The organism is Futiania mangrovi (assembly GCF_024158125.1).
Taxonomy (GTDB): Bacteria; Pseudomonadota; Alphaproteobacteria; order Futianiales; family Futianiaceae; genus Futiania; species Futiania mangrovi.
Window position 1 is genome coordinate 304,341 of the sequence record NZ_JAMZFT010000001.1, and the last position, 21,115, is coordinate 325,455.

The 21,115-nt window shown below is 68.3% G+C and carries 20 protein-coding genes; 8 read left to right on the forward strand and 12 right to left on the reverse strand.

Features of this window, described 5'->3' with window-relative positions:
- Positions 1 to 4: 4 nt before the first annotated feature.
- Genes NJQ99_RS01460 through NJQ99_RS01490 form a run of 7 tightly spaced genes read right to left on the reverse strand, consistent with a single transcriptional unit; the run spans position 5 to position 5,127 of the window.
- Positions 5 to 259 carry a F0F1 ATP synthase subunit C gene (locus tag NJQ99_RS01460; protein WP_331283231.1) on the reverse strand — a complete coding sequence of 85 codons (255 nt, stop codon included), beginning with the start codon at positions 257 to 259 and terminating at the stop codon, positions 5 to 7.
- The gene (locus tag NJQ99_RS01465; protein ID WP_269331027.1) at positions 256 to 945 is read right to left on the reverse strand and encodes a F0F1 ATP synthase subunit A; all 690 of its coding nucleotides are present in this window, start codon (positions 943 to 945) and stop codon (positions 256 to 258) included. Before NJQ99_RS01465 ends, NJQ99_RS01460 begins: the two co-directional genes overlap by 4 nt.
- Positions 942 to 1,217 carry an N-ATPase subunit AtpR gene (locus NJQ99_RS01470; protein ID WP_269331028.1) on the reverse strand — a complete coding sequence of 92 codons (276 nt, stop codon included), beginning with the start codon at positions 1,215 to 1,217 and terminating at the stop codon, positions 942 to 944. Before NJQ99_RS01470 ends, NJQ99_RS01465 begins: the two co-directional genes overlap by 4 nt.
- Positions 1,214 to 1,495, reverse strand: coding sequence for an AtpZ/AtpI family protein (locus NJQ99_RS01475; protein ID WP_269331029.1), 282 nt, complete (start codon positions 1,493 to 1,495; stop codon positions 1,214 to 1,216). The genes NJQ99_RS01470 and NJQ99_RS01475 overlap by 4 nt, the downstream gene beginning before the upstream one ends.
- Complete coding sequence (locus NJQ99_RS01480; RefSeq protein ID WP_269331030.1) at positions 1,492 to 1,941, reverse strand: F0F1 ATP synthase subunit epsilon; 450 nt, start codon at positions 1,939 to 1,941, stop codon at positions 1,492 to 1,494. The genes NJQ99_RS01475 and NJQ99_RS01480 overlap by 4 nt, the downstream gene beginning before the upstream one ends.
- On the reverse strand, positions 1,938 to 3,326 hold the full coding sequence (gene atpD / locus NJQ99_RS01485; RefSeq protein WP_269331031.1) for a F0F1 ATP synthase subunit beta: 1,389 nt from the start codon (positions 3,324 to 3,326) through the stop codon (positions 1,938 to 1,940). The genes NJQ99_RS01480 and atpD overlap by 4 nt, the downstream gene beginning before the upstream one ends.
- 55 nt (positions 3,327 to 3,381) lie before the next feature.
- Positions 3,382 to 5,127 (reverse strand): PHA/PHB synthase family protein, encoded by a 1,746-nt coding sequence (locus NJQ99_RS01490; RefSeq protein ID WP_269332057.1) that lies wholly within the window; start codon positions 5,125 to 5,127, stop codon positions 3,382 to 3,384.
- A 260-nt stretch (positions 5,128 to 5,387) separates the two neighbouring features.
- On the opposite strand from NJQ99_RS01490, the gene NJQ99_RS01495 reads away from it, so the two are divergent.
- From NJQ99_RS01495 to NJQ99_RS01505, 3 genes are all read left to right on the forward strand, one after another.
- Positions 5,388 to 6,632, forward strand: coding sequence for an MFS transporter (locus NJQ99_RS01495; RefSeq protein ID WP_269331032.1), 1,245 nt, complete (start codon positions 5,388 to 5,390; stop codon positions 6,630 to 6,632).
- 128 nt (positions 6,633 to 6,760) lie between these two features.
- On the forward strand, positions 6,761 to 7,081 hold the full coding sequence (locus NJQ99_RS01500) for an ArsR/SmtB family transcription factor (RefSeq protein ID WP_269331033.1): 321 nt from the start codon (positions 6,761 to 6,763) through the stop codon (positions 7,079 to 7,081).
- A gap of 40 nt (positions 7,082 to 7,121) precedes the next feature.
- On the forward strand, positions 7,122 to 7,652 hold the full coding sequence (locus NJQ99_RS01505; RefSeq protein ID WP_269331034.1) for a rhodanese family protein: 531 nt from the start codon (positions 7,122 to 7,124) through the stop codon (positions 7,650 to 7,652).
- Positions 7,653 to 7,656: 4 nt separating this feature from the next.
- On the opposite strand, the gene NJQ99_RS01510 is transcribed toward NJQ99_RS01505, so the two are convergent.
- The 4 genes from NJQ99_RS01510 to moaA form a co-directional block, all read right to left on the reverse strand.
- A complete protein-coding gene (locus NJQ99_RS01510) occupies positions 7,657 to 8,625 on the reverse strand; it encodes an EAL domain-containing protein (protein ID WP_269331035.1) in 969 nt (322 codons plus the stop codon).
- A gap of 60 nt (positions 8,626 to 8,685) precedes the next feature.
- The gene (locus NJQ99_RS01515; RefSeq protein ID WP_269331036.1) at positions 8,686 to 9,777 is read right to left on the reverse strand and encodes an AbrB family transcriptional regulator; all 1,092 of its coding nucleotides are present in this window, start codon (positions 9,775 to 9,777) and stop codon (positions 8,686 to 8,688) included.
- Positions 9,774 to 10,541 (reverse strand): NAD kinase, encoded by a 768-nt coding sequence (locus tag NJQ99_RS01520; RefSeq protein ID WP_269331037.1) that lies wholly within the window; start codon positions 10,539 to 10,541, stop codon positions 9,774 to 9,776. Before NJQ99_RS01520 ends, NJQ99_RS01515 begins: the two co-directional genes overlap by 4 nt.
- A 130-nt stretch (positions 10,542 to 10,671) precedes the next feature.
- Positions 10,672 to 11,715, reverse strand: a complete 1,044-nt coding sequence (gene moaA / locus NJQ99_RS01525) for a GTP 3',8-cyclase MoaA (RefSeq protein WP_269331038.1) — start codon at positions 11,713 to 11,715, stop codon at positions 10,672 to 10,674.
- Positions 11,716 to 12,040: 325 nt separating this feature from the next.
- Between moaA and NJQ99_RS01530 the strand changes: the two genes are divergently transcribed.
- The 5 genes from NJQ99_RS01530 (at position 12,041) to NJQ99_RS01550 (ending at position 20,421) form a co-directional block, all read left to right on the forward strand.
- Entirely contained in the window at positions 12,041 to 13,756 is a 1,716-nt protein-coding gene (locus NJQ99_RS01530) for an ABC transporter substrate-binding protein (protein WP_269331039.1), read from the forward strand.
- 124 nt (positions 13,757 to 13,880) lie between these two features.
- A complete protein-coding gene (locus NJQ99_RS01535; RefSeq protein ID WP_269331040.1) occupies positions 13,881 to 14,813 on the forward strand; it encodes an ABC transporter permease in 933 nt (310 codons plus the stop codon).
- 31 nt (positions 14,814 to 14,844) lie between these two features.
- Positions 14,845 to 15,798 (forward strand): ABC transporter permease, encoded by a 954-nt coding sequence (locus NJQ99_RS01540; RefSeq protein ID WP_331283233.1) that lies wholly within the window; start codon positions 14,845 to 14,847, stop codon positions 15,796 to 15,798.
- Between the two features lie 16 nt (positions 15,799 to 15,814).
- On the forward strand, positions 15,815 to 17,956 hold the full coding sequence (locus tag NJQ99_RS01545; RefSeq protein WP_269331041.1) for a dipeptide ABC transporter ATP-binding protein: 2,142 nt from the start codon (positions 15,815 to 15,817) through the stop codon (positions 17,954 to 17,956).
- Positions 17,957 to 18,093: 137 nt separating this feature from the next.
- Positions 18,094 to 20,421, forward strand: a complete 2,328-nt coding sequence (locus NJQ99_RS01550) for a xanthine dehydrogenase family protein molybdopterin-binding subunit (RefSeq protein ID WP_269331042.1) — start codon at positions 18,094 to 18,096, stop codon at positions 20,419 to 20,421.
- A 61-nt stretch (positions 20,422 to 20,482) separates the two neighbouring features.
- On the opposite strand, the gene NJQ99_RS01555 is transcribed toward NJQ99_RS01550, so the two are convergent.
- Positions 20,483 to 21,106 (reverse strand): hypothetical protein, encoded by a 624-nt coding sequence (locus NJQ99_RS01555; RefSeq protein ID WP_269331043.1) that lies wholly within the window; start codon positions 21,104 to 21,106, stop codon positions 20,483 to 20,485.
- Positions 21,107 to 21,115 lie beyond the last annotated feature (9 nt).

Consider the following 21,115-nt stretch of genomic DNA (forward strand, 5'->3'; position numbering starts at 1 on the left):
GGGGTTAGGCGACGAACGGGTTGGCGAAGAGCAGGAGCAGCGCGATCACGAGGCAATAGATCGCCATCGTCTCGATCATGGCGAGGCCGACGAACAGCGTGCGCGAGACGGTGCCTGCGGATTCCGGCTGGCGCGCGATGGCGTCCATCGCGGCTGCGACCGCGCGGCCTTCCGCGAGCGCCGGGCCGATCGCCCCGAACGAAACCGCGATCACTGCGCCGAGCGCGCTGACGATCTTGATGTAGATATCCGGTGTCACGAACCTTTCTCCCTGCTGTCGGGCGCGGCCCCCTCGACCGCGGCGGCGATGAACACGAGCGCGAGCGTGGCGAAGATGTACGCCTGCACGGCGCCCGTCAGAAGGTCGAGCGCCATGAGCGGGATCGGCACGAACAGTCCCGCGAGCGACAGCACGATGCCGATCACGAAGACGCCGCTCATCACGTTGCCGAACAGGCGCACCATCAGCGAGAAGGCGCGCGTCACCTGCTCGATCAGGTTGAGCGGCACCATCACCCATGTCGGGCGCGCGAAGCTCCTCAGATAGCCGGCGACGCCCTGCTCCCGGATGCCGAAACCGACGGTCGCGGCCAGCACGATGACGGCAAGAGCCGCATCGGTTTCCAGGTGCGCCGTCGGAGGCTCCAGCCCCGGCAGGACCGAGATCCAGTTGGCCGCGAGGATGAAGACGAGCAGCGTCCCGATCAGCGGACGCAGGCGCGCCGGATCCCCGCCCACGGTCGCGCGGATCTGCGCGTCGAGCGTGCTGACGAACAGCTCCAGCACAGCCTGCGCGCCGGTGGGCGAGGGGCGCATCCGCCGGGTCAGCAGCACGCAGACGAGGCCCAGCGCGGCGACGATCCCCCATGTGGTCACGACCGTCTCGCTGATCGCGACGGGCCCCAGTTCGAAGGCGGTCGTTACGCTGAAGGGCGAGGCGGTCATGGCAGCTCCCGTCTGACCTTGCGGATCACCATGGCGCGCGCGGCGAAGACGCCTGCCGCCGCCGCCAGCAGCGGAAAGAGGCCCGCTTGCGCGCACAGCACGAGAAACCCCGCGAGCAGCGCAAGCCGCAGCACCTGCAGGCCGACCGCCCGCCAGTCACGTTCCAGGATGCGTTCGGTCAGCGGCAGCAGCGTGCGGAAATGCAGCCACCCCGCCGCGAAGCCCGCAACGCCCGCCAGGAGCGTCAGCAGGTAGGGTATCGCCGCGCTCATTGTTCGTGCATCCAGCGGAAGGCGAGGAAGAGGCCCAGCGCGGCCCCTGCCATGGTCAGTGCGGCCGCCATGGCGATGCCGGTGCCGAGCAGGCCGTCGAGCCAGTTGCCGGCCAGCACGCCGAGCAGGGTGGGGCCGACGATGATCCAGCCGAGCACGCCGATCTGGCCGAAGCGCCGGGCGAGAGAGGGCTCGGGATCGCGTTCTCCGGCCTCCGCACGGCCTTGGCTGCGCCGGGCTGCGTCCTTCAGCTTGTTGCCGCCATCCTCCACGCTCATCGGAACGCCTCCGCCAGCGCGTCCACAGTCTCGTCGTCGGGCCGGCCCAGCCGCTGCATCAGCCGGCGGATGGCGACGGCGTGAAGCCGCATCTGCTCGCCCCGCGCCCGGCGGGCGGCATCGTCGGCCGCCTCGAACCGGGCGCGCACGTCGGTCTCGAGCGCGGCCAGGTCGTCGCCCGGAACGGCCTCGCGGCAGGCGACCTCGAGGCGGGCGCCGCCGGTCACGCGCATCACGCCGCCGTGCAGCGCGCAATAGCGCCAGCGGTCCTCGCCGGCCCGCTTCCAGCGCAGGACCGACGCCCCCAGCACCGTCAGGAAATCCCGGTGGCCGGGCCAGATGCCGAAGCCGCCGCTCGCATCCTCGGCACGCACCGAGGTCACGTCCGCATCCCTCAACACGATGGCGAGCGGCGTGGTCACGGTCAGCTCCATCGGCGTTCTCATGCCGCTCGCTCCTTGCGGCGGGCCTCTTCGCGGGCGCGCGCCTCGTCGAGATTGCCGATCATGTAGAGCGAGGCCTCGTCCCAGTCGTCGCATTCCCCTTCGAGGATCGCCGCGCAGCCCGCCACCGTCTCCGCCACGGGTACAGAGCGCCCCTCGAGCCCGGTGTAGGCCGCCGCGACGAAGAACGGCTGCGTCAGGAAGCGTTGCACCCGCCGCGCGCGCCCCACGAGCAGGCGCTCCTCGCGGCCCAGCTCCTCAACGCCCAGAAGCGCGATTACGTCGCGCAGTTCCCGGTAATGCTCGATCGCCTCCTTGAGGCGGCCGGCGACCCGCACATGCTCCTCGCCCACGATCAGCGGGTCGAGCAGCACCGACGTCGTCGAGATCGGGTCGACCGCGGGATAGATGCCTTCCGCCGCCAGTTGCCGCGACAGGACCACTGTGCTGTCCACGTGCGCGCTGATCGCGGTGACGGCGGGATCGGTGAAATCGTCGGCGGGGACGTAGACTGCCTCGACCGCCGTCACCGAGGCCTCGCCGACGGAGGCGATCCGCTCCTGCAGGTCGGCGACCTCGGTCTCCAGCGTCGGCTGGTAGCCGACCCGGGACGGCATCCGGCCGAGCAGGCCCGAAACCTCCGCGCCCGCCTGCACGAAGCGGAAGATGTTGTCCATCAGCAAGAGGACGTTGCGCCTCTCCTCGTCGCGGAAATGCTCCGCGATGCTGAGCGCGGTCAGGGGCACGCGCCAGCGCGCGCCCGGCGGCTCGTTCATCTGTCCGTAGACCAGCACGGTCCGGTCCAGCACGCCGCTCGAGCGCATCTCGTTCAGCATCTCGTGCCCCTCGCGGGAGCGTTCTCCGACGCCCGCGAAGACCGAGATGCCGTCGTAGCCCGCGACCATGGAGTGGATCAGCTCCATGACGAGCACGGTCTTGCCGACGCCTGCGCCGCCGAACATGGCCGACTTGCCGCCCTGCGCGAGCGGAGCCAGCAGGTCTAGCACCTTGATGCCCGTGGAGAACACGTCGATGCTCGCCCGCTGCGTGGCGAGCGCAGGTGCGGCCTGGTGGATCGCGCGCCGGGGGGTGTCTGCCGGCAATGGCGCGCCCGCGTCTGCCGTCTTGCCCATCACGTCAAGCAGGCGGCCGAGCACGGGCGGTCCGACCGGCACGGAAAGCGGGGCACCGGTCAGCCGCGCCCCCGCGCCGCGTACGAGGCCTTGCGTGGTCTGAAGCGCGATGGCACGGACGCTTGCGATGTCGAGGTGGGCCTGCACCTCGGCAACGACCGTACCGCTGCCCGCCGCGATCTCGACCGCCTCGTGGATTTCCGGCAGCGGACCTTCGACGGCAAGGTCGATCACCGCCCCCCGGACGGCCGTCACGCGCGCGCGGCTGCGGCTGCCTTCTGCAGGCGCCGCGCGTCGATGGAGGCGGGGGTTACTGCTCGAGCACATAGTCGCCCGGCGCCTCGCACAGTGGGGGCAGACCGGCCTCGGGTGCGCCCATCGGGGGTGGCGGTGCGGGCGGGCCGGAACGCGCCGCCAGCCAACTGGAGAATTCGGGCCACCATGAGCCGTCCTTCGGCTGGGTCTCCTCCAGCCAGCGTTGCGGGTCGCGGTAGTGGTCCTGGTCGCGTTTGGCCGCGATCCGGTAGTGGCGCCGCGGGTGCCCGATCCCGGACACGATCCCGGCATTGTGCCCGCCGTTCGTCAGCACGAAGGTGATGTCCGTGTCGGCGAAGAGATGCAGCTTGTAGACCGATCTCCACGGCGCCACATGGTCCCATTCCGTGCCCACGGCGAAGATCGGCGCCCGGATGTCGGACAATGCGACCGGCCGCCCGTCTACCCTGTAGCGGCCTTCGGCGAAGTCGTTGTTCAGGAAAAGGCTGCGCAGATACTCCGAATGCATCCGGGCCGGCATCCGGGTGGAATCCGCGCTCCACGCCATCAGGTCGGTCATGCCGGAGCGCTCGCCCATCAGGTAGTCGTGGATGACGCGCGACCAGATAAGGTCGTTCGAGCGCAGGATCTGGAACGCGCCCGCCATCTGCCTGGCGTCCAGGACACCTTGTTCGGCCATCATGTCCTCGAGGAACGTCACCTGGCTCTCGTTGATGAAGAGCATCAGCTCGCCCGCCTCGGTGAAGTCGGTCTGCGCGGCGAAGAACGAGAGGTCGGCGAACCTGTCGTCGCCGTCTCGGGCCATCGCGGCTGCGGCGATCGCCAGCAGCGTTCCGCCCAGGCAGTACCCGACGCCGTGTACCTTCCGGCTGCCGACGATCCGCTCCACCGCGTCGAGCGCGTCCATCACGCCGAGGGTGCGGTAATCGTCGAAGCCGAGATCGCGGTCGTCGCCGCCAGGGTTCTTCCACGAGATCATGAAGACCGTGAAGCCCTGTCCGATCAGGTATTTGACGAGAGAGTTCTCCGGCGACAGATCGAGGATGTAGTACTTCATGATCCACGCCGGAACGATCAGGATCGGCTCCGCCCGCACCTCGTCCGTCGTCGGCGCGTACTGGATCAGTTCGATGAGGCGGTTCCGGTAGACGACGCGGCCCGGCGTCACGGCCACCGTTTCACCGGGCCTGAACGCCTCCGCGCCGGCGGGCGGCTGCCCGGTCTGCAGGCGGGTCGCGTCGTCGAGGAGGTTCTGGAAACCGCGGACAAGGTTCTGCCCGCCCTGCCGCACAGTCTTCTCGAGCACCTCGGGGTTGGTTGCGAGATAGTTCGACGGCGAGAACACGTCGAGGACCTGCCGGGTCACGAAGCTGACCACGTCTTCATGCTGGCGGGTCACGCCGCGCACGTCGTTCATGGCCTTGTGCCACCATTGCTGGTTCAGCAGGAAGGCCTGCGAGCAGACGTTGAAGGGCCATTTCGCCCACGCCTCGCCCGCAAAGCGCCTGTCTTGCGGCAAGGGTTCGATGCAGGCGGCGGGGTTGGCGTCTCCGCCCGCGCACCGCTGGACGAACTGCGCCAGGCGGGAGGATTGCCGCAAGGCGTTCTTGGCGAGCTGCAACTGCTTGCCGGGCGATGTGGCCAGGTGAAGCGCCCAGTCGGCATAGGCTTCGGACAGCGCGCTGGGCGAGATGCCGCCCGTCATCCGCGCCACGGCGGCATGGATGGACCGGTCGATGCTGGCCTCGAATCCCATGGCGGCGTCGTCTGGCTGGCGCATCGCGACGCGGCCGCCGGATTTCCGGACGGTTTTCTTGGCGTGCGGTCGCTGCAGCTGCGACATTGCGTTACCTTTCCCGGTGCGAAGGACCAAACACATTCTCGGCCTGCGCACCTATTCGCGCCTTGATCGAGGTCACTTCGTCAGGCGCGACAGTGTCGTTCCGTCCTTCCGCGCCAGAAATCGGGTCTGGAAGCACAGAGATGAAGGAAATATCCCGCACATTGACGCCGAAAGCGCCGGGGTTGCGGCATCGGATCATGGCCGGTTTCATCGGTAATGTCGTCGAATGGTATGATTTCGCGCTCTACGGTTATCTGGCGGGCGTCATCGCGCCCGTGTTCTTTCCCACCGGCAACCCGACGGCAGGGCTGATCGCAACTTACGGGATCTTCGCGGCCGGCTTCGTCATGCGTCCGCTCGGGGCCGCTGTCTTCGGCTGGTTCGGCGACCGGTACGGTCGGGCACGGACCATGCAGATCTCCGTTGCGATGATGGCGCTGCCGACCCTTCTGCTCGGCCTCCTGCCGACGTATGCGCAGGTCGGACTGCTCGCCCCGGTGCTTCTGGTGCTGGTGCGCCTGGTGCAGGGCCTGTCGGTCGGCGGGGAGTTTTCCTCGTCCGCCACCTATCTGGTGGAGACCGCGCCGTCGGGGCGTCGCGGAGTGGTCGGAAGCTGGGCCAACATCGGGTCGATGACGGGGACGCTTCTCGGCGTCGGAGCGGCAGCCCTCGTCACCAATCTCTTCAGTCCGGAAGCGCTCGATGCCTGGGCCTGGCGCATACCGTTTCTGGGCGGCGCAATCCTTGGCACGGCGGCCATCTGGATCCGCAGCGGCCTGCATACCTCCGAGCGGTTCGAAGCCCACCATGCGGGCCGCGATGCGACCTCGCCCCTGTTCGAGGCGTTCACGACCAACCGGCGCGAGACGATGCTGGCCCTGGTCTTCGCCTCCGCCTATGGCATCTGCTTCTATGTGGCCTTCGTGTATCTGCCGGAATGGCTCTCGTCGCAGGGCCTGATGCCGAGGGGTACGGCACTGGCGATCAACACGGCCCTGACGCTTATCGTCATTCCCGCCATGCCGCTGGCGGCCGCGGTTGGCGACCGATGTCTGCCGCGGCGGACCTGGATCGCCATCGCGATCGGCCTCCTCGGTCTCCTGATGTGGCCGCTCTACGCATGGATGCTGGCATCCGGCGGGTCGTTCGTTGCCGTGGTGACGGCGCATGCGGTCGCCTTCGTGCTGCTCTCGGTCCCCCTGGGGTCGGGGCCGGCGCTGTTCGTGGAGATGTTCCCCGAATGCGACCGGCTGTCGGGGTACTCCGTCGCGTTCAACATCGGCATGGGCGTCTTCGGCGGCATGACCCCCATGATTGCCACCAGCCTGATCGCCGCGACGGGCATTGCGGCTGCCCCGGCGCTCTATGTCGCCGTTGCGGCATTCGCTGCCGTCGTCGCGCTCGCGCTGACGCCTGACCGCAGCCGCGCTCCCCTCCGATAGCAGCGAAGGGCAGGTGCGGGCAGCCATTCCCCGCCCCGTCCGAGGGCCGGTCGCCCTCCGTTCTGCGCAGCCCGCTTGCCCCATCCATAAGCATCCCCTAAATAAGCATCATCTTGAGGAGCTGTAACATGTCCCTGACCGCCGAGATCGATGTCAGCGCCTTCGAGGCGAACGCCGCCGAGGTCGAAACCGTGCTTCGGGCGCTGGCGAACCGCCGGCGGCTGATGCTGCTGTGCACCCTGGCGGGGCAGGGCGAGGCGAACGTCGGGCAGCTGAGCGAGGCCGTGGGGCTTGGCCAGTCTGCAACGTCCCAGCATCTTGCGAGGATGCGGGAGGAGGGGCTCGTGGCCACCCGGCGGGAGGCGCAGACGATCTGGTACCGGATTGCCGACGCCCGGGTCGCCCGGCTGCTCGAGGTGTTGCACGCGCTCTATTGTCCTGCGGGCTGAACCTGACGCCCGCGCAACGAGATGAAACTGGGGAAAGCACATGTCACTGGATGTCATCACGCCGCAGAAGGCCCGCGAACTCATTGCCCAGGGGGCCGTGTTCATCGACGTGCGCGAGCCTGACGAGCACGCGCGCGAACGCATTCCCGGCGCGCACAATCACCCGGTCAGCGCGTTGTCGCCGCACACACGTGTCGCGCCGGGCGAGGCGGAGATCATCGTGTTCCATTGCCGCTCCGGCGCGCGGACCGTGGCGCACGGCGCGCGGCTGAAGCAGGCTGCGGGGTGCGACGCCTATATCCTCGACGGCGGTCTCGATGCCTGGAAAAAGGCCGGTTTCGACGTGGAGAAGGACAGCCGGCAGCCACTGGAACTGCAGCGGCAGGTGCAGATCGCGGCGGGCGGCATGATCGTGCTCGGCGGGATCCTCGGTGTGGCCGTGGACCCGTGGTTCTTCGCACTGTCGGTCGGCGTTGGGGCGGGCCTCGTCTTCGCGGGCGTCACCGGCGTTTGCGGTCTTGCCCGCTTCCTGCGCGCCATGCCCTGGAACCGCGCACTGCGCAGCGCCTGACGCGTCAGTGCGCTGCGCGCTGGCGCTGGCCGAAGGTTTTCCGGCCGGTGACGGGCTCGGTTTGGGGTGCTCGCAGAGCCGGTGACCCGGCCTCCGCGGCCAGTGCGGCGGCTACCCCCAGTGCGGTCCAGTCCGGCAGGCTTGCTGCTGCAGCCGGGTGGCCGATGAGGCGGCCTTGCGCCGCGGTGAAGCCAAGGTCGGCCACCGTGCGCAGGGTCCGCGCATCCTCGACGCCCATTGCGACCGTTTCGATCCCCTGCTCGGCAACGAAGCGAAGGCGTGCGCGCGACAGCGGGCTGTCGCCGGTGCCGAGCACCCCCTCTACGAGGTGCCGGATCGCCGTGGCACCGATCTTCACCGTGTCGAAGGTGTGCGGCGCGAACATCTCCAGCGTCGAAAGGGCATCCGCAGTGCCGTCGAGCGCGACACGCACGCCCAGCGCCCTGAGTCCCGAGACGACGCCCTGGATCTCCGACCAGGCGCGGGCGGTGACCGTGTCCGCGCGCCGGTCCGGCGCATGGCGGCGCGGCCGCTCCTCGATGCGCCTGTTTGGCCCGAGATACGACAGCGTGTGCGGCAGTTCCAGCGTCAGAAGCGGCGCGGCGATACCGTGGCGGGTCAGCGCCTCGGCGACGTTGTCGCACAGGGACGCCTCCCGCAGGTCGGCAAGCGAGACGTTGACGGAAACCCCGCACATCGCGCCTTCTGCCTGCCACTGCGCACATGCCGACAGCGCATCGTCCAGGATCCGCCGGGTAAGGTCGGGCATCCGCCCGTGCTCGGCCAGGAAATCGAGGAACAGGCCCGGCGGGATCGTTCCGAATTCCGGATGGCGCCAGCGCACGAACGCCTCCGCCCGGATCAGGGTGCGGTCGCCCACGCGCATCTGCGGCTGATAGGTGACGCGGAACTGTCCTTCCGCAAGTGCCGCGTCGATGTCGGCCGGCCGGAACCGGAAGCTGCGCACGAACATGCTGGATCACTCCGCGGTTGAGGAGGTCTCCAGCATGACGGTGCCATGGTTGCCAAACCGCTAATCCCCGCCGCCCGCGGCAGGCCGGCCGAGGATGCGGCGCGCAGCCAGCGGCATCGCCACCATCACCACGATGATGCGCGCGGCGTGCAGCGTCGCGACGAATGCCGTGTCGGTGTCGATGGCCAGCGCGATCAGCATCATTTCCGCAAGACCGCCGGGCGCGAACGCGAGGAAGACCGCCAGTGTCGGCAGCGCCATGTGCGGTGCGACAAGCGCGGTGAAGGCTGCACTGACCGCGAGGATCAGGATGGCGATGGCGATGCCTTCGAAGACGGGGCGGCGCAGTTCGGCAATCGGCGCCCCTGCAAATCGGCAGCCGATCCCGGCGCCGATCACGACCTGGGCGATGGCGACGAGAGTCTGGGGCGGTGCGTCCGCCGTGAACCCCGCCAGATGCACCACGGCAGAACCCGCAAGCGGCCCGAGCAGAGCCTTCGCCGGCCAGTTCATCAGCCGTGCAAGCCCGTAGCCCGCGAGGCCGCTCGCCACCAGCAGCGCCACGTCAGGCGGTGCAGGCCATGCGACGTTTCCCGCGATCCGGGGGGCGCTGGCATCGCCGCCGACCCCCAGCAGCAGCCTTACGGCGAAGGGCACGACCGTCACCACCACGAGGATACGCGTCGCATGGACAAGGCTTATGAAGCGACTGTCACCCCCCCAGCCGGTGCCGATGATGATCATCTCGGTCATGCCGCCGGGCGGACTGGCGAAGAAGGCGGTGGTGCGGTCGGTCCGCTGCTTCCGCCGGAGCCAGAGGTACGATACCGCCGAACCGATGAGCACGTAGAAGGGCAGCGCGACGAACGCGGGCCACCAGTTCGGCACGACGGAGAAGAGATCGGGCTTGAACGTCGAGCCCAGCAGCACGCCCAGCACCGCCAGCATCGGCAGGCGCAGCCACATCGGGATGACGACCGGAAGCCCCGCGAGCGCGGCGGCCAGTACCGCGAACATGGAGCCCAGCATGAAGGCCAGCGGGAGGTTGAAGACGCTGGCCGCGAAGCCGCCAGCGCCCCCGATGACAAGCGTGACCGCCAGGTTGGCCGCGGTCCGCGCAAGGCCTGGCCGGGGTGAGGGCGGCGGGCTCACTGCAGGAACTGCTCCGTGATGATCCGCTCCGACAGGCTGCGGTCGGGATCGAACAGCATCAGCAGGGAGTGGCTGCGATCCTCGTGCACGTCGACGGCGATCACCTCGCGCACCTCGAGCTGGTCGGCAACGGCGGAGACGGGCCGCTTTTCCGGCTCCAGCACCTCGAAGCGGACGCGCGCCCGGTGCGGCAGCAGCGCACCGCGCCAGCGCCGGGGGCGGAAGGCGCTGATCGGGGTCAGCGCGAGCAGGTTGGAGTCGATAGGCAGGATGGGACCGTGCGCCGACAGGTTGTAGGCGGTTGAGCCCGCGGGCGTGGAGACGAGCGCCCCGTCGCAGACAAGCTCTTCCAGCCGCACCTTACCGTCGACGAGGATGCGCAGCTTGGCCGCTTGCCGCGTTTCCCGCAGCAGGGAGACCTCGTTGATTGCAAGGCCCTCGATGGTCTCGCCCCGGATCGTCTCGGCCCGCATGGCGAGCGGATGGATCTCCGACCGGGCTGCGGCCGCGAGCCGGGCCGGCAGATCCTCGGCACGGTAGTCGTTCATCAGGAAGCCGACCGTGCCGCGGTTCATGCCGTAGATCGGCACGCCCCGGTTCATGCTGCGATGCAGCGTGTTGAGCATCAGCCCGTCGCCACCCAGCGCGACGATGACGTCTGCCGCATCGAGCGGGGCGGACCCGTAGCGCGCCGTCAGGTCGGCCAGCGCGGCCTGGGCCTCGGGCGTTTCACTGGCAACGAAGGCAATGGCGGAAAAGCGCATGGATCTAACCGTCGTGAGTGGCGACGGTTCCACTAGTAGCGCGGCTGCCCCCGAAAGCGAAGGGCGGCGCGCGCATGGGGGCTGCTCCCCTGGACGCGGTGTGTCCGGCGAAAGGGCGCGGGCGGGCGGGTCAGCCGCCCGTCACGCTCATGTGGCGGGAGACGGCGGGGCGCTTGTGCTCCCGGTCGATGATGAAGTCGTGTCCCTTGGGCTTGCGCGCGATCGCCTCGTCGATGGCCTCCATGAGGAGGGCGTCGTCCTCGCTCTCGCGCAGGGGCGCGCGCAGGTCGGCGGCATCCTCCTGGCCCAGGCACATGTAGAGCGTGCCGGTGCAGGTCAGCCGCACGCGGTTGCAGCTCTCGCAGAAATTGTGCGTCATCGGCGTGATGAAGCCGAGCCGGCCACCCGTTTCCGCCACCGTGACATAGCGGGCGGGGCCGCCCGTGCGGTAGTCGCTCTCGGTCAGGGTGAACTGGCGCTCCAGGTTCGCGCGTACCAGCGTCAGCGGCAGGTACTGGTCGGTACGGTCGCCGTCGATATCGCCGAGCGGCATCGTCTCGATCACCGTGAAGTCCATGCCGCGCGCGTGCGCCCAGCGCATCATGTCGGCAAGCTCAGGCCCGTTTACGTCCTTGAGCGCGACGGCGTTGATCTTGACCTTGAGGCCCGCATCCTGCGCGGCGTCGATACCAGCCAGCACCTTGTCGAGCTTGCCCCAGCGCGTGATCTCGTGGAAGCGGTCGGGGTCGAGCGTGTCGAGCGAGACATTGATCCGCCGCACGCCCGCGGCATGGAGATCCTTCGCATAGCGGGCAAGCTGCGAACCGTTGGTGGTCAGCGTGAGCTCGTCCAGCAGCCCGGTGTCGAGGTGCCGGCCCAGCCGCTCGATCAGCCACATGATGTTCCGGCGCACCAGCGGCTCCCCGCCGGTCAGGCGCAGGCGGCGCACGCCGCGCGCGACGAACGCGCTGCACAGCCGGTCCAGTTCCTCCAGCGAGAGCACCTGCGACTTCGGCAGGAAGGTCATGTCCTCCGCCATGCAATAGACGCAGCGGAAGTCGCAGCGGTCGGTCACCGACACGCGCAGATAGGTGATGGCGCGCCCGAACGGGTCGATCATCGGAGCGCCCGCCCCGGCAGACGAGTTCGGGCTGAACGGCAAGGTCATCGGCATCCCTTCGCGTTTTCCGTCTGGAGCCATTCCAGAAAAGATTGGCCGAACGCCACGATTTGTAAAGGCCGCAGGCTGTTGCAGTGCGCCGCTGCGCGGTTGGCGCCGTGCTCAGGCGGGCGGAAGGCTCCCTGTCCCGGGACCATTTGCCGCATCGAGGGCTGAAATGTCCTGCATCAATGGGGGCGCCCTCCCATCGATCGGGCCGGAAAAATGGGGCTGTGAATTTGACATCCGGAGTCGAAGGGGGGTTCAATGAAAATTGTGCATGTCAGCCGAGTGCCCGTCGAAGGGCCTTTCGCGAGTGCAATAAGGGAGATTTGCCTACATGACTGTTGATGATCGGGACGCCGAAGGGCGCGCCTATCACCCTGCCGTTGCCGGACTCTGCGACGACCTGAAGACGGGCCGCGTGGACCGGAGGGAATTTCTGAGAACCGTGACGCTGCTCGGCGTTTCGGCGGGCGCCGCCTACGGTATGGCCGGGACGATTCTCGGCGAACCCGTGGCACGGACGGCGGCCGCCCAGACGCCGAAGAAGGGCGGCATCCTGCGCTGCTCGATGCCTGTCCAGGAAATGACGGATCCCGCCACCTTCTCGTGGACGGAGATGTCGAACGTGGCCCGCCAGATCGTCGAATACCTGACGATCACGGGGCCGGACAACATCACGCGTCCCTATCTGGCCGAGCGGTGGGAGCCGAACGAGGACCTGACCTCCTGGACGTTCTACCTGCGCAAGGGCGTGAAGTGGTCGAACGGGGACGAGTTCAACGCCGACGACGTGATCCATAATTTCACCCGCTGGCTCGACCCGGCGACGGGGTCGTCGAACATCGGCCTGTTCGCGGCGATGGTCGAGGAATATGACACCGGCGAGAAGAACGAGGACGGCTCGCCGAAGATGGCGAAGCGGATGCGCGAGGGCGCGCTGGAGCGGGTCGACGACTACACGATCCGCCTGAATCTGGCCCAGCCGGTGCTGTCGATCCCGGAGAACCTCTACAATTATCCGACGGCCATCGTGCATCGCGGCTTCGGCAAGGATTACGAGGCCAACCTCGCCAAGAACCCCATCGGCACCGGGCCCTACACGCTGGCCGACTACGCCGTGGGCGAGCGCGCGGTGCTGAAGCGCCGGCCCGAGCCCTATTGGGGCGGGGAGGTCTATCTCGACGAGATCCGCTACATCGACCACGGACCCGCCTCGACGGCGCAGCTTGCCGCCTTCGCGTCCGGGCAGGTCGACATGATCTACGAGTTCGACATCCAGTCGCTCGCCATGGCGCAAGCGATCCCGAACGCCACGATCTACGAGGCGCGCACGGCACAGACCGGCTGCGTGCGCATGCAGGTGACGCAGGCGCCCTTCGACAACAGGAAGCTGCGCCAGGCCATCGTCGCGGCGGTGGACGCGGCGCGCTACCGGGAGTTGATCTACCAGGGCCGCGGCGACGTGGGCGAGCATCATCATGTCGCGCCGCTGCACCCGGAATATTTCAAGCTTCCGGCGCCGAAGCAGGACTACGAAAAGGCCAAGGCCCTGCTGGCCGAGGCGGGCTTTCCGAACGGGCTGGAGCTGTCGGTCGACTGCGGCAACACCAACGGCCCCTGGCAGCAGCAGGTCTGCGAGATCCTGAAATCGCAGCTCGAGCCCATCGGGATCACGCTGAACATCAACCTGATGCCGTCGGCCCAGTACTGGGACCTGTGGGACAAGACGCCCTTTGGCATCACGGCGTGGACGCACCGTCCGCTCGGCACCATGGTGCTGTCGCTCGGCTACCGTTCGGGCGTGCCGTGGAACGAGACCAGGTACGCCAATCCGGAGTTCGACCAGGCGCTGAACGAGGCCGAGGCGCTGATCGATGTCGAGCAGCGCCGCAAGGCCATGGAGAAGGTCGAGAAGATCCTCCAGGACGATGCGGTCATGGTGCAGCCGCTGTGGCAGCCCAAGTTCTTCGTCGCCTCCAACAAGGTGAAGAACCTCGGCGCGCATCCGACCCAGTACCACCAGTTCCGGGACGTGTGGGTGGACGCCTGATGAGGGCAGAGACCCGCGGGCCCAAGGGTCCGCGGGCAACCCGCCGCCTTGGCGCGGCTGCCCGTGAGGGTGGCCGCGGCTGGCGGGCTTGCGTCCGGCACCGGGCCGAATGGGGGATCGTCCGATGCTCATCCTGACCTTGCGGCGCCTTGCGTCGATGGTGCTGATCATGATCACCGTCTCGGTGATCCTGTTCGTCATCTTCGAGGGCGACAAGGTGAACGTCGCGCGCAAGGTGCTCGGCCCATACGCGCAGGCGGACCAGCTCCAGATCTGGCTGGAGCAGAACGGCTACAACCGGGCGCTCTGGGTCCGGTATTTCGAATGGGCGGGCAATTTCCTGACCGGCGATTTCGGCCAGTCGATCCGCTACCGCGTGCCGGTGAGCGAGGTCCTGTGGCCGCGGCTCGCCAATACCGGCATCCTCGCCTTCTTCGTCTTCCTCATCATGATCCCGCTGTCGCTGACGCTGGGCGTGCTGGCGGGGATGAAGGAAGGCTCGATGCGCGACCGCACGATCTCGGTCGTCTCGATCATCACGACCTCGATCCCGGAGTTTGCGTCGGCGACCTTCCTGCTCGTGGTGTTCGTGTTCACGCTGGGCTGGCTGCCGGGCACGTCGGGGTTCGCCAACGGCTTTTCCTTCGTCGAGCTGATCCTGCCCGTGGCGGTGCTGGTGATCTACGACTTCGGCTATGTCGCGCGCATGACGCGGGCGTCCATGGCGGAGGTGATGACCTCGCAATACATCCGCACGGCGATCCTGAAGGGGCTGCCCTATGGCCGCGTCATCATGCGGCACGCGCTGCGCAACGCGCTGATCGCGCCCTTCACGGTGATCGTGCTGCAGCTGAACTGGCTGCTGTCGGGCGTGATCGTCACGGAGATGGTGTTCGCCTACAAGGGTTACGGCGCGCTGATGCTCGATGCCGCGCTCTTCGGCGACATCTACGTGATCCAGGCCTGCACCATGGTCGCGGTCGCGATCGCGGTGCTGTCCCAGTTCATTTCCGACATCGGCTACACGCTTCTCAACCCGCGGATCCGCTTCTCGTGAGCGGCGCTGGCGTGAGGACGGGAGAACATCCATGAGCGATGCGACACTCGAACCCGGCGAAGAGGTGAAGCGGCCGAGCCGCCTGAAGGGCGCGCTGTCCACGCTCGCGCTGCTGAGCGAGTCGCCGGTGGGCATGGTGGGGGCGGGCCTCGTGCTCTTCTGGGTGGTGGTGGCGCTGCTTGCGCCCTTCCTGCCGCTCAACGACCCGAACCAGCCGCTGATGCCGTTCCAGCCGATCATCTCGGTGCCGCAGCCGGACGGGACGGTGCTGACGCTGGGCGAGGGCGCAGGCTATCCGGGCGATGTCGGCCCCAATGGGGAGACCTTGTGGTTCGGCCTAGACCACAAGGGGCGCGACATGCTCTCGCGCGTCATCTGGGGGTCGCGCACGGTGCTGTTCTGGGCGACGTTCGCCACCGCGGTCGCCTATGCCGTCGGCATGATCATGGGCGTGATGGCGGGCTATTTCGGGCGCTGGGTGGACGAGGGCATCTCGTTCATCGCCAACGTCCTGCTGTCGTTTCCGGTCTTGGTGCTCTACATCGTAATCATCACGAACCTGGGGCCGTCGGGCACGAATGTCGTGCTGGCGGTGACGTTCGCATCGGCGCCGCAGATCATGCGGATCGTCCGGGGGCTCGCGCTCGACATCAAGACGCGGGACTATATCGCAGCGGCGCAGACGCGCGGCGAGAGCGCGCTCTACATCATGTTCGTGGAGCTTCTGCCGAACGCGAAGGGGCCGCTGATCGTCGATGCGTGCCTGCGCCTCGGCTACACGACGATTGCCATCGCCACGCTGGGTTTCCTTGGCCTCGGCCTGCCGCCGCCAGATGCGGACTGGGGCAAGATCATCGTCGAATCCATGCCGAGCGCACAGTTCGCGCCGCACATGGTCGTCATTCCCGCCATCGCGATCTCCTCGCTCGTCCTCGGCTTCAACCTGATGGCCGACGGCTTGCGCGAGATCGCCATGCGCGACTGAACCGGAGGGGCAGGGCATGGCCGAGGCAGGCACTGCGAACCGCGCGATCTTCGAGGTGAAGGAGGGGCCCGAGCCCATCCTGGAGTGCAAGGACCTGTGCATCTCCTACTACACCCGCGCGGGCGAGATCCCGGCGGTGGTGGACTTCAACCTGGTTGTCCGGCCGGGGGAATCCATCGGGCTGGTGGGGGAATCGGGTTGCGGCAAGTCGACCGTCGCCATGGCGATCATGCAGTACATGGGCGCGAACGGCGGCGTGACGGGCGGCGAGATCCGCTTCAAGGGCCGCGACATGACCGCCTTCACCGAGGAGGAGTTGCGCCAGCTTCGCGGCAAGGAAATCGCGATGGTCTACCAGGAGCCGATGTCGGCCCTGAACCCCTCGATGAAGATCGGCATGCAGCTGATGGAGGTGCCGCTCTACCATGAGAACGTGAGCGAGGAAGAGGCTTTCGCACGCGCCCGCGACATGCTGGAGAAGGTGCACCTGCCCGATCCCGAGCGGATCATGGACGCCTATCCGCACCAGATTTCCGGTGGCCAGCAGCAGCGCGTGGTGATCGCCATGGCGCTGCTGTCGTACCCGTCGCTGTTGCTGCTCGACGAGCCGACGACCGCGCTGGACGTCACGGTCGAGGCGGGCATCGTCGAGCTGATCGGCGAGATCGCGCGCGAGTTCGGCACCAGCATCATCTTCATCAGCCACAATCTCGGCCTCGTGCTGGAGACGTGCGAGCGCGTGTGCGTCATGTATTCCGGAGAGGCGGTGGAGACGGGCCCCGTCGCCGACGTCTTCCGCGAGATGTACCACCCCTACACGCGCGGGCTCTTCGGCGCGATCCCGCTGCCGTCGGCGGACAAGAACGCGCGGCCGCTGCGGGCGATCCCCGGCCAGTTGCCCTTGCCGCACATGCGCCCGCCGGGGTGCAATTTCGGGCCGCGCTGCGACCATTTCGCGGCCGGGCGCTGCGATGCCGGCGACATCCGGATGCAGCGGGTCAATCCGGACGCCCGCCATTCCGTCCGCTGCATCCGCTGGGACGAGATCGACTGGTCGGCGGCGGACGAGGGAGGCGAGGTGCGCCCGGCGCTGGAGCCCGGAGAGGTCGTGCTCAGCGTCGACCACATGCAGAAATATTACGAGATCGAGGACAATTCGATCGGCGCGCTCCTCGGCGGAAAGGCCACCCGATACGTCAAGGCGAACGAGGATCTCTCCTTCCGCGCCCGCCGGGCGGAAACGGTCGGTATCGTGGGCGAATCCGGTTGCGGCAAGTCCACCTTCGCCAAGGTGCTGATGGGCCTGGAGGAGGCAACCGACGGCAGGATCATGTTCCGCGACGTAGACCTGGGGGAGGTCGGCGTTCACGACCGCACGCCCGACCAGATCGGCGCGATCCAGATGGTCTTCCAGAACCCGAACGAGACGCTCAACCCCTCGCTCTCCATCGGCGCGCAGATCGGCCGCGTGATCCGCAAGTTCGGCGTGGAGAGCGACGCGGAGAAGGTGCGCGAGCGGGTGGGCGAACTGCTCGACCTCGTCAAGCTGCCGCGCGAGTTCGCGCGCCGCAAGCCGCGCCAGCTTTCGGGCGGTCAGAAGCAGCGCATCGGCATCGCGCGCGCGTTCGCAGCCCAGGCCGACGTGGTGGTGGCGGACGAGCCGGTTTCCGCGCTCGACGTCTCCGTGCAAGCGGCGGTGACCGAGCTTCTGATGGACATCCAGCGCGACTACGGCACGACACTGCTCGTCATCGCGCACGACCTGTCCTTCATGCGCTATCTCGCCGACCGGATCGTGGTCATGTACCTCGGTCACATCATGGAGAAGGGCACGACGGAGGAGATATTCGCGCCGCCCTATCACCCCTATACGGAGGCGCTTCTCTCCGCGATCCCGATCGCCGACCCGAACGTGGAGAAGACGCACATCCTTCTCGAAGGCACGCTGCCGAGCCCGTCGAACCCGCCCGAAGGCTGTCCGTTCTGCACCCGGTGCCACCGCAAGGCGCGCGCGCAGGAACTGGGCCGCGACTGCGACACGGAGATGCCACCGGACCAGAAGACAGAGAGCGGGCACACGATCAAGTGCCATATCCCGCTCTCCGAACTCGCCGAGATCGAACCGGTGATCCGCATCAAGGGCGAGAGCGCGGCCTGAGACCCGGACCGGCTGCAGGGCAGATTGGCTGCCGCGGGCACTGGTCGGCGCGTGCAGCCCCGCTACACTGACGCGCTGTGAACGCATCGCCGGGCGGGCCGCACCGCGCCCGGCCGCAAGGGACAGGGAACGGCCCCATGAAATTCGGCATCGGACAACCCGTTGTCCGCGTTGAGGATCCGCGCTTCATCACCGGTCGCGGACGCTATGCCGACGACCGGCAGGACGAAGGCCTCCTGCACGCCGTCTTCGTCCGAAGCCCCTTCGCCCATGCGCACGTCGCGGGCTTCGACACGGCCGAGGCGAAGGCGGCCCCCGGCGTCGTCGCGGTCCTGACAGGCACGGACTGGGCGGCGGAGGGCTTCCCGGGCCTGCCCGTCCGCTCACAGCCGACGAACCGCGACGGCACACCCGGTTTCCTGCCGCGGCGCGACGCGCTCGCCAGCGATACCGTGCGCCATGTGGGCGACGCGGTCGCCGTGGTGATCGCCGAAAGCCGCGCGGCCGCCGAGGACGCCGCCGAGCTTGTTGCCGTCGACTATGCCGAGATCGAGCCTGTCGCGGACCCGCGCGCGGCACTCGCCGATGACGCGCCCGCGATCCATGCGCGCGAGGGGGAGGGGGCGGCCAACCTCTCCTTCACATGGGGGACGGGCGACGACGAGGCCGTCGAGGAAGCGTTCGCGCGCGCCGCGCACGTGACGCGGCTGACGGTCGTGCAGAACCGCATCGCGCCGAACCCGATGGAGCCGCGCGGCTGCGTCGCCCTGGTGGAGGAGGGCGGGCGGCTGACGCTCACCGGCGCGATCCAGGGCGTCTACGCCTTCCGCGACCTGATCTGCGGCCTGTTCGGCTGGGACAAGGCGAAGCTCCATGTGAAGGCCGAGGACGTGGGCGGCGGCTTCGGCGGCAAGAACCAGGTGCAGCCGGAACATGCGGTCTGCCTGTGGGCGGCGGAGAAGCTCGGCCGGTCCGTCAAGTGGATCTCGGGCAGGTCGGAGGCGTTCGTGACCGATGCGCACGGCCGCGCGGTGGTCAGCGAAGTGGCGCTCGCGCTGGACGAGGGCGGGCGGTTCCTCGCGCTCGACTGCGCGTCGCTCGCCAATCTCGGGGCCTATTGCTCGACCAACGGGACGCTCATTCCGACGGCCTCTACTGCTGCGGTGCTGGGCGGGGCCTATGATATCGGCGCGGTGCGTCTCGTCACGCGCGGGGTCTTCACCAACACTGCGCCGACCGATGCCTATCGCGGCGCGGGGCGGCCCGAGGCGACCTACATGCTGGAGCGCGCCATCGACCAGGCGGCGCGCGAGATGGGCCTCGACCGCATCGACCTGCGCCGCCGCAACCTCGTGCGACCCGAGCAGCTGCCCTATCGCACCGCGCTCGGCAAGGAGATCGACACGGGCGACTTCGCCCGCGTGCTGGACGAGGCGCTGGCCGCGGCGGACGCGGACGGTTTCGCGGCGCGTGCGGAGGAGAGCGCGGCGCGCGGGCTGAAACGGGGCCTGGGCATCGCAAGCTATCTCGAAAGCGTGCTGGGTCCGCCGGTGGAGAACGCGCGCGTGGGCTTCGAGAAAGACGGGACGGTGCTCGTCTCCGTCGGCACGCAGTCGAACGGGCAGGGGCACGAGACCGCGTTCGCGCAATTGGCCTGCGAGATGTTCGGGCTTCCCATCGACCGGGTGCGGTTCCTTCAGGCCGACACGGACGCGCTGCCGCTGGGCGGCGGGCACGGCGGCTCGCGTTCGCTCCAACTCGGCGGATCTGCCATCCTGCGCGCGGGCGAGAAGGTGATCGAGAAGGCGAAGGCGCTGGCCGGGCACCTGCTGGAGGCGGCGGCGGACGACATCGAGCTTGTCGATGGCCGCTTTCGCATCGCGGGGACCGACCGGGAGACGGGCTGGGACGAGATCGTGGCGGCGGCCCACGACGGGCGGGCCGAACGATGGGGCCTCCGCGGTGGGCTGGTCGAACTGGCCGACTACACGCGCGAGAACCACTCGTTCCCGAACGGTGCGCACGTGGCGGAGGTAGAGGTCGATCCCGAAACGGGGCGCGTTGTCCTGCTTCGCTACACCGTGGTGGACGATTTCGGGCGCATCGTGAACCCGCTGCTCGTCGCCGGGCAGGTGATGGGCGGCATCGCGCAAGGGGCGGGGCAGGCGCTGCTCGAAGGCGTCGTCCATGACGAGGCAGGGCAGCTTCTGACCGGTTCGTTCATGGACTACGCCATGCCGCGCGCCGACGACGTGCCGTCCTTCGACATCCGCTTCATGGAGGACGCGCCCTCGACGAGCAATCCGCTGGGCATCAAGGGCTGCGGCGAGGCGGGGACCATCGGCGCACCGCCTGCCATCGTCAACGCGGTGCTCGATGCGCTGGCCGGTCTGGGGGTGCGACACCTCGACATGCCGCTGACCCCGGAGACTGTCTGGCGCGCGATCGCGGACGCGCGCGGCTGAAACGCGAACGGGCGGCACCCCGAAGGATGCCGCCCGCCGCCAATGCCGGAGACCGTGCGGTTCAGGCGCGCCGGCGCGCCATCGCGATACCGAGCATGCCGAGGCCCAGGAGCCCCCCAAGCGCCGGCTCGCTGATCTGGACGGAGCCAACGCCGCCGATGCGCACCTGGCGCGTCGTCTCGGCGATGTCGACGGACACGCTGGCGTCCGTGGTCCAGAACTCGATGAACGGAAGGTCCGCACCGGTGATCGTGAAGAAGTTGGCGCCGCCGCTGCTCAGGTCGAAGAAGCCGGAAAGGTCGGTGCCGTCGCCGAACTGGACCTGTCCGTCCTCGCTGGCGTTGATGTTCAGGATCAGGCTGTCGAAGCTCGTCCCGACAACCTCGATCTTCAGATAGGAGAAGCCATTTCCATCCTCCGCCTCGACGGTCGCCTGGCCGCCGGAGTAGGTGATCGCTTCGTCCGAGGTGAACAGCACCTGTTGGCCCCGGTCGCCATTGAGGCAACCCGCGACCTGCAGCGCGGGACCCGCGATGCCGACGCCCGCATCGCAGCCGTTTGCGATCACATTGTCGTCGAACTGGGGGATGTTGCCTTCCTGAACGACGAAGGCGGCCTGCGCCGCAGACGCGGCGAAAAGAACACTCGCGGTTACCGCCGTTGCGGCCATGATCGACATACGCATCACATACTC

Excerpts from the sequence above, each read along its gene's own strand:
- NJQ99_RS01465 (WP_269331027.1), bottom strand. The coding sequence starts at position 945 with ATGACCGCCTCGCCCTTCAGCGTAACGACCGCCTTCGAACTGGGGCCC.
- NJQ99_RS01470 (WP_269331028.1), bottom strand. The coding sequence starts at position 1,217 with ATGAGCGCGGCGATACCCTACCTGCTGACGCTCCTGGCGGGCGTTGCG.
- NJQ99_RS01475 (WP_269331029.1), bottom strand. The coding sequence starts at position 1,495 with ATGAGCGTGGAGGATGGCGGCAACAAGCTGAAGGACGCAGCCCGGCGC.
- NJQ99_RS01480 (WP_269331030.1), bottom strand. The coding sequence starts at position 1,941 with ATGAGAACGCCGATGGAGCTGACCGTGACCACGCCGCTCGCCATCGTG.
- NJQ99_RS01490 (WP_269332057.1), bottom strand. The coding sequence starts at position 5,127 with ATGCGCCAGCCAGACGACGCCGCCATGGGATTCGAGGCCAGCATCGAC.
- NJQ99_RS01495 (WP_269331032.1), top strand. The coding sequence starts at position 5,388 with ATGGCCGGTTTCATCGGTAATGTCGTCGAATGGTATGATTTCGCGCTC.
- NJQ99_RS01500 (WP_269331033.1), top strand. The coding sequence starts at position 6,761 with ATGTCCCTGACCGCCGAGATCGATGTCAGCGCCTTCGAGGCGAACGCC.
- NJQ99_RS01505 (WP_269331034.1), top strand. The coding sequence starts at position 7,122 with ATGTCACTGGATGTCATCACGCCGCAGAAGGCCCGCGAACTCATTGCC.
- NJQ99_RS01510 (WP_269331035.1), bottom strand. The coding sequence starts at position 8,625 with ATGTTCGTGCGCAGCTTCCGGTTCCGGCCGGCCGACATCGACGCGGCA.
- NJQ99_RS01520 (WP_269331037.1), bottom strand. The coding sequence starts at position 10,541 with ATGCGCTTTTCCGCCATTGCCTTCGTTGCCAGTGAAACGCCCGAGGCC.
- moaA (WP_269331038.1), bottom strand. The coding sequence starts at position 11,715 with ATGCCGATGACCTTGCCGTTCAGCCCGAACTCGTCTGCCGGGGCGGGC.
- NJQ99_RS01530 (WP_269331039.1), top strand. The coding sequence starts at position 12,041 with ATGACTGTTGATGATCGGGACGCCGAAGGGCGCGCCTATCACCCTGCC.
- NJQ99_RS01535 (WP_269331040.1), top strand. The coding sequence starts at position 13,881 with ATGCTCATCCTGACCTTGCGGCGCCTTGCGTCGATGGTGCTGATCATG.
- NJQ99_RS01540 (WP_331283233.1), top strand. The coding sequence starts at position 14,845 with ATGAGCGATGCGACACTCGAACCCGGCGAAGAGGTGAAGCGGCCGAGC.
- NJQ99_RS01545 (WP_269331041.1), top strand. The coding sequence starts at position 15,815 with ATGGCCGAGGCAGGCACTGCGAACCGCGCGATCTTCGAGGTGAAGGAG.
- NJQ99_RS01550 (WP_269331042.1), top strand. The coding sequence starts at position 18,094 with ATGAAATTCGGCATCGGACAACCCGTTGTCCGCGTTGAGGATCCGCGC.
- NJQ99_RS01555 (WP_269331043.1), bottom strand. The coding sequence starts at position 21,106 with ATGCGTATGTCGATCATGGCCGCAACGGCGGTAACCGCGAGTGTTCTT.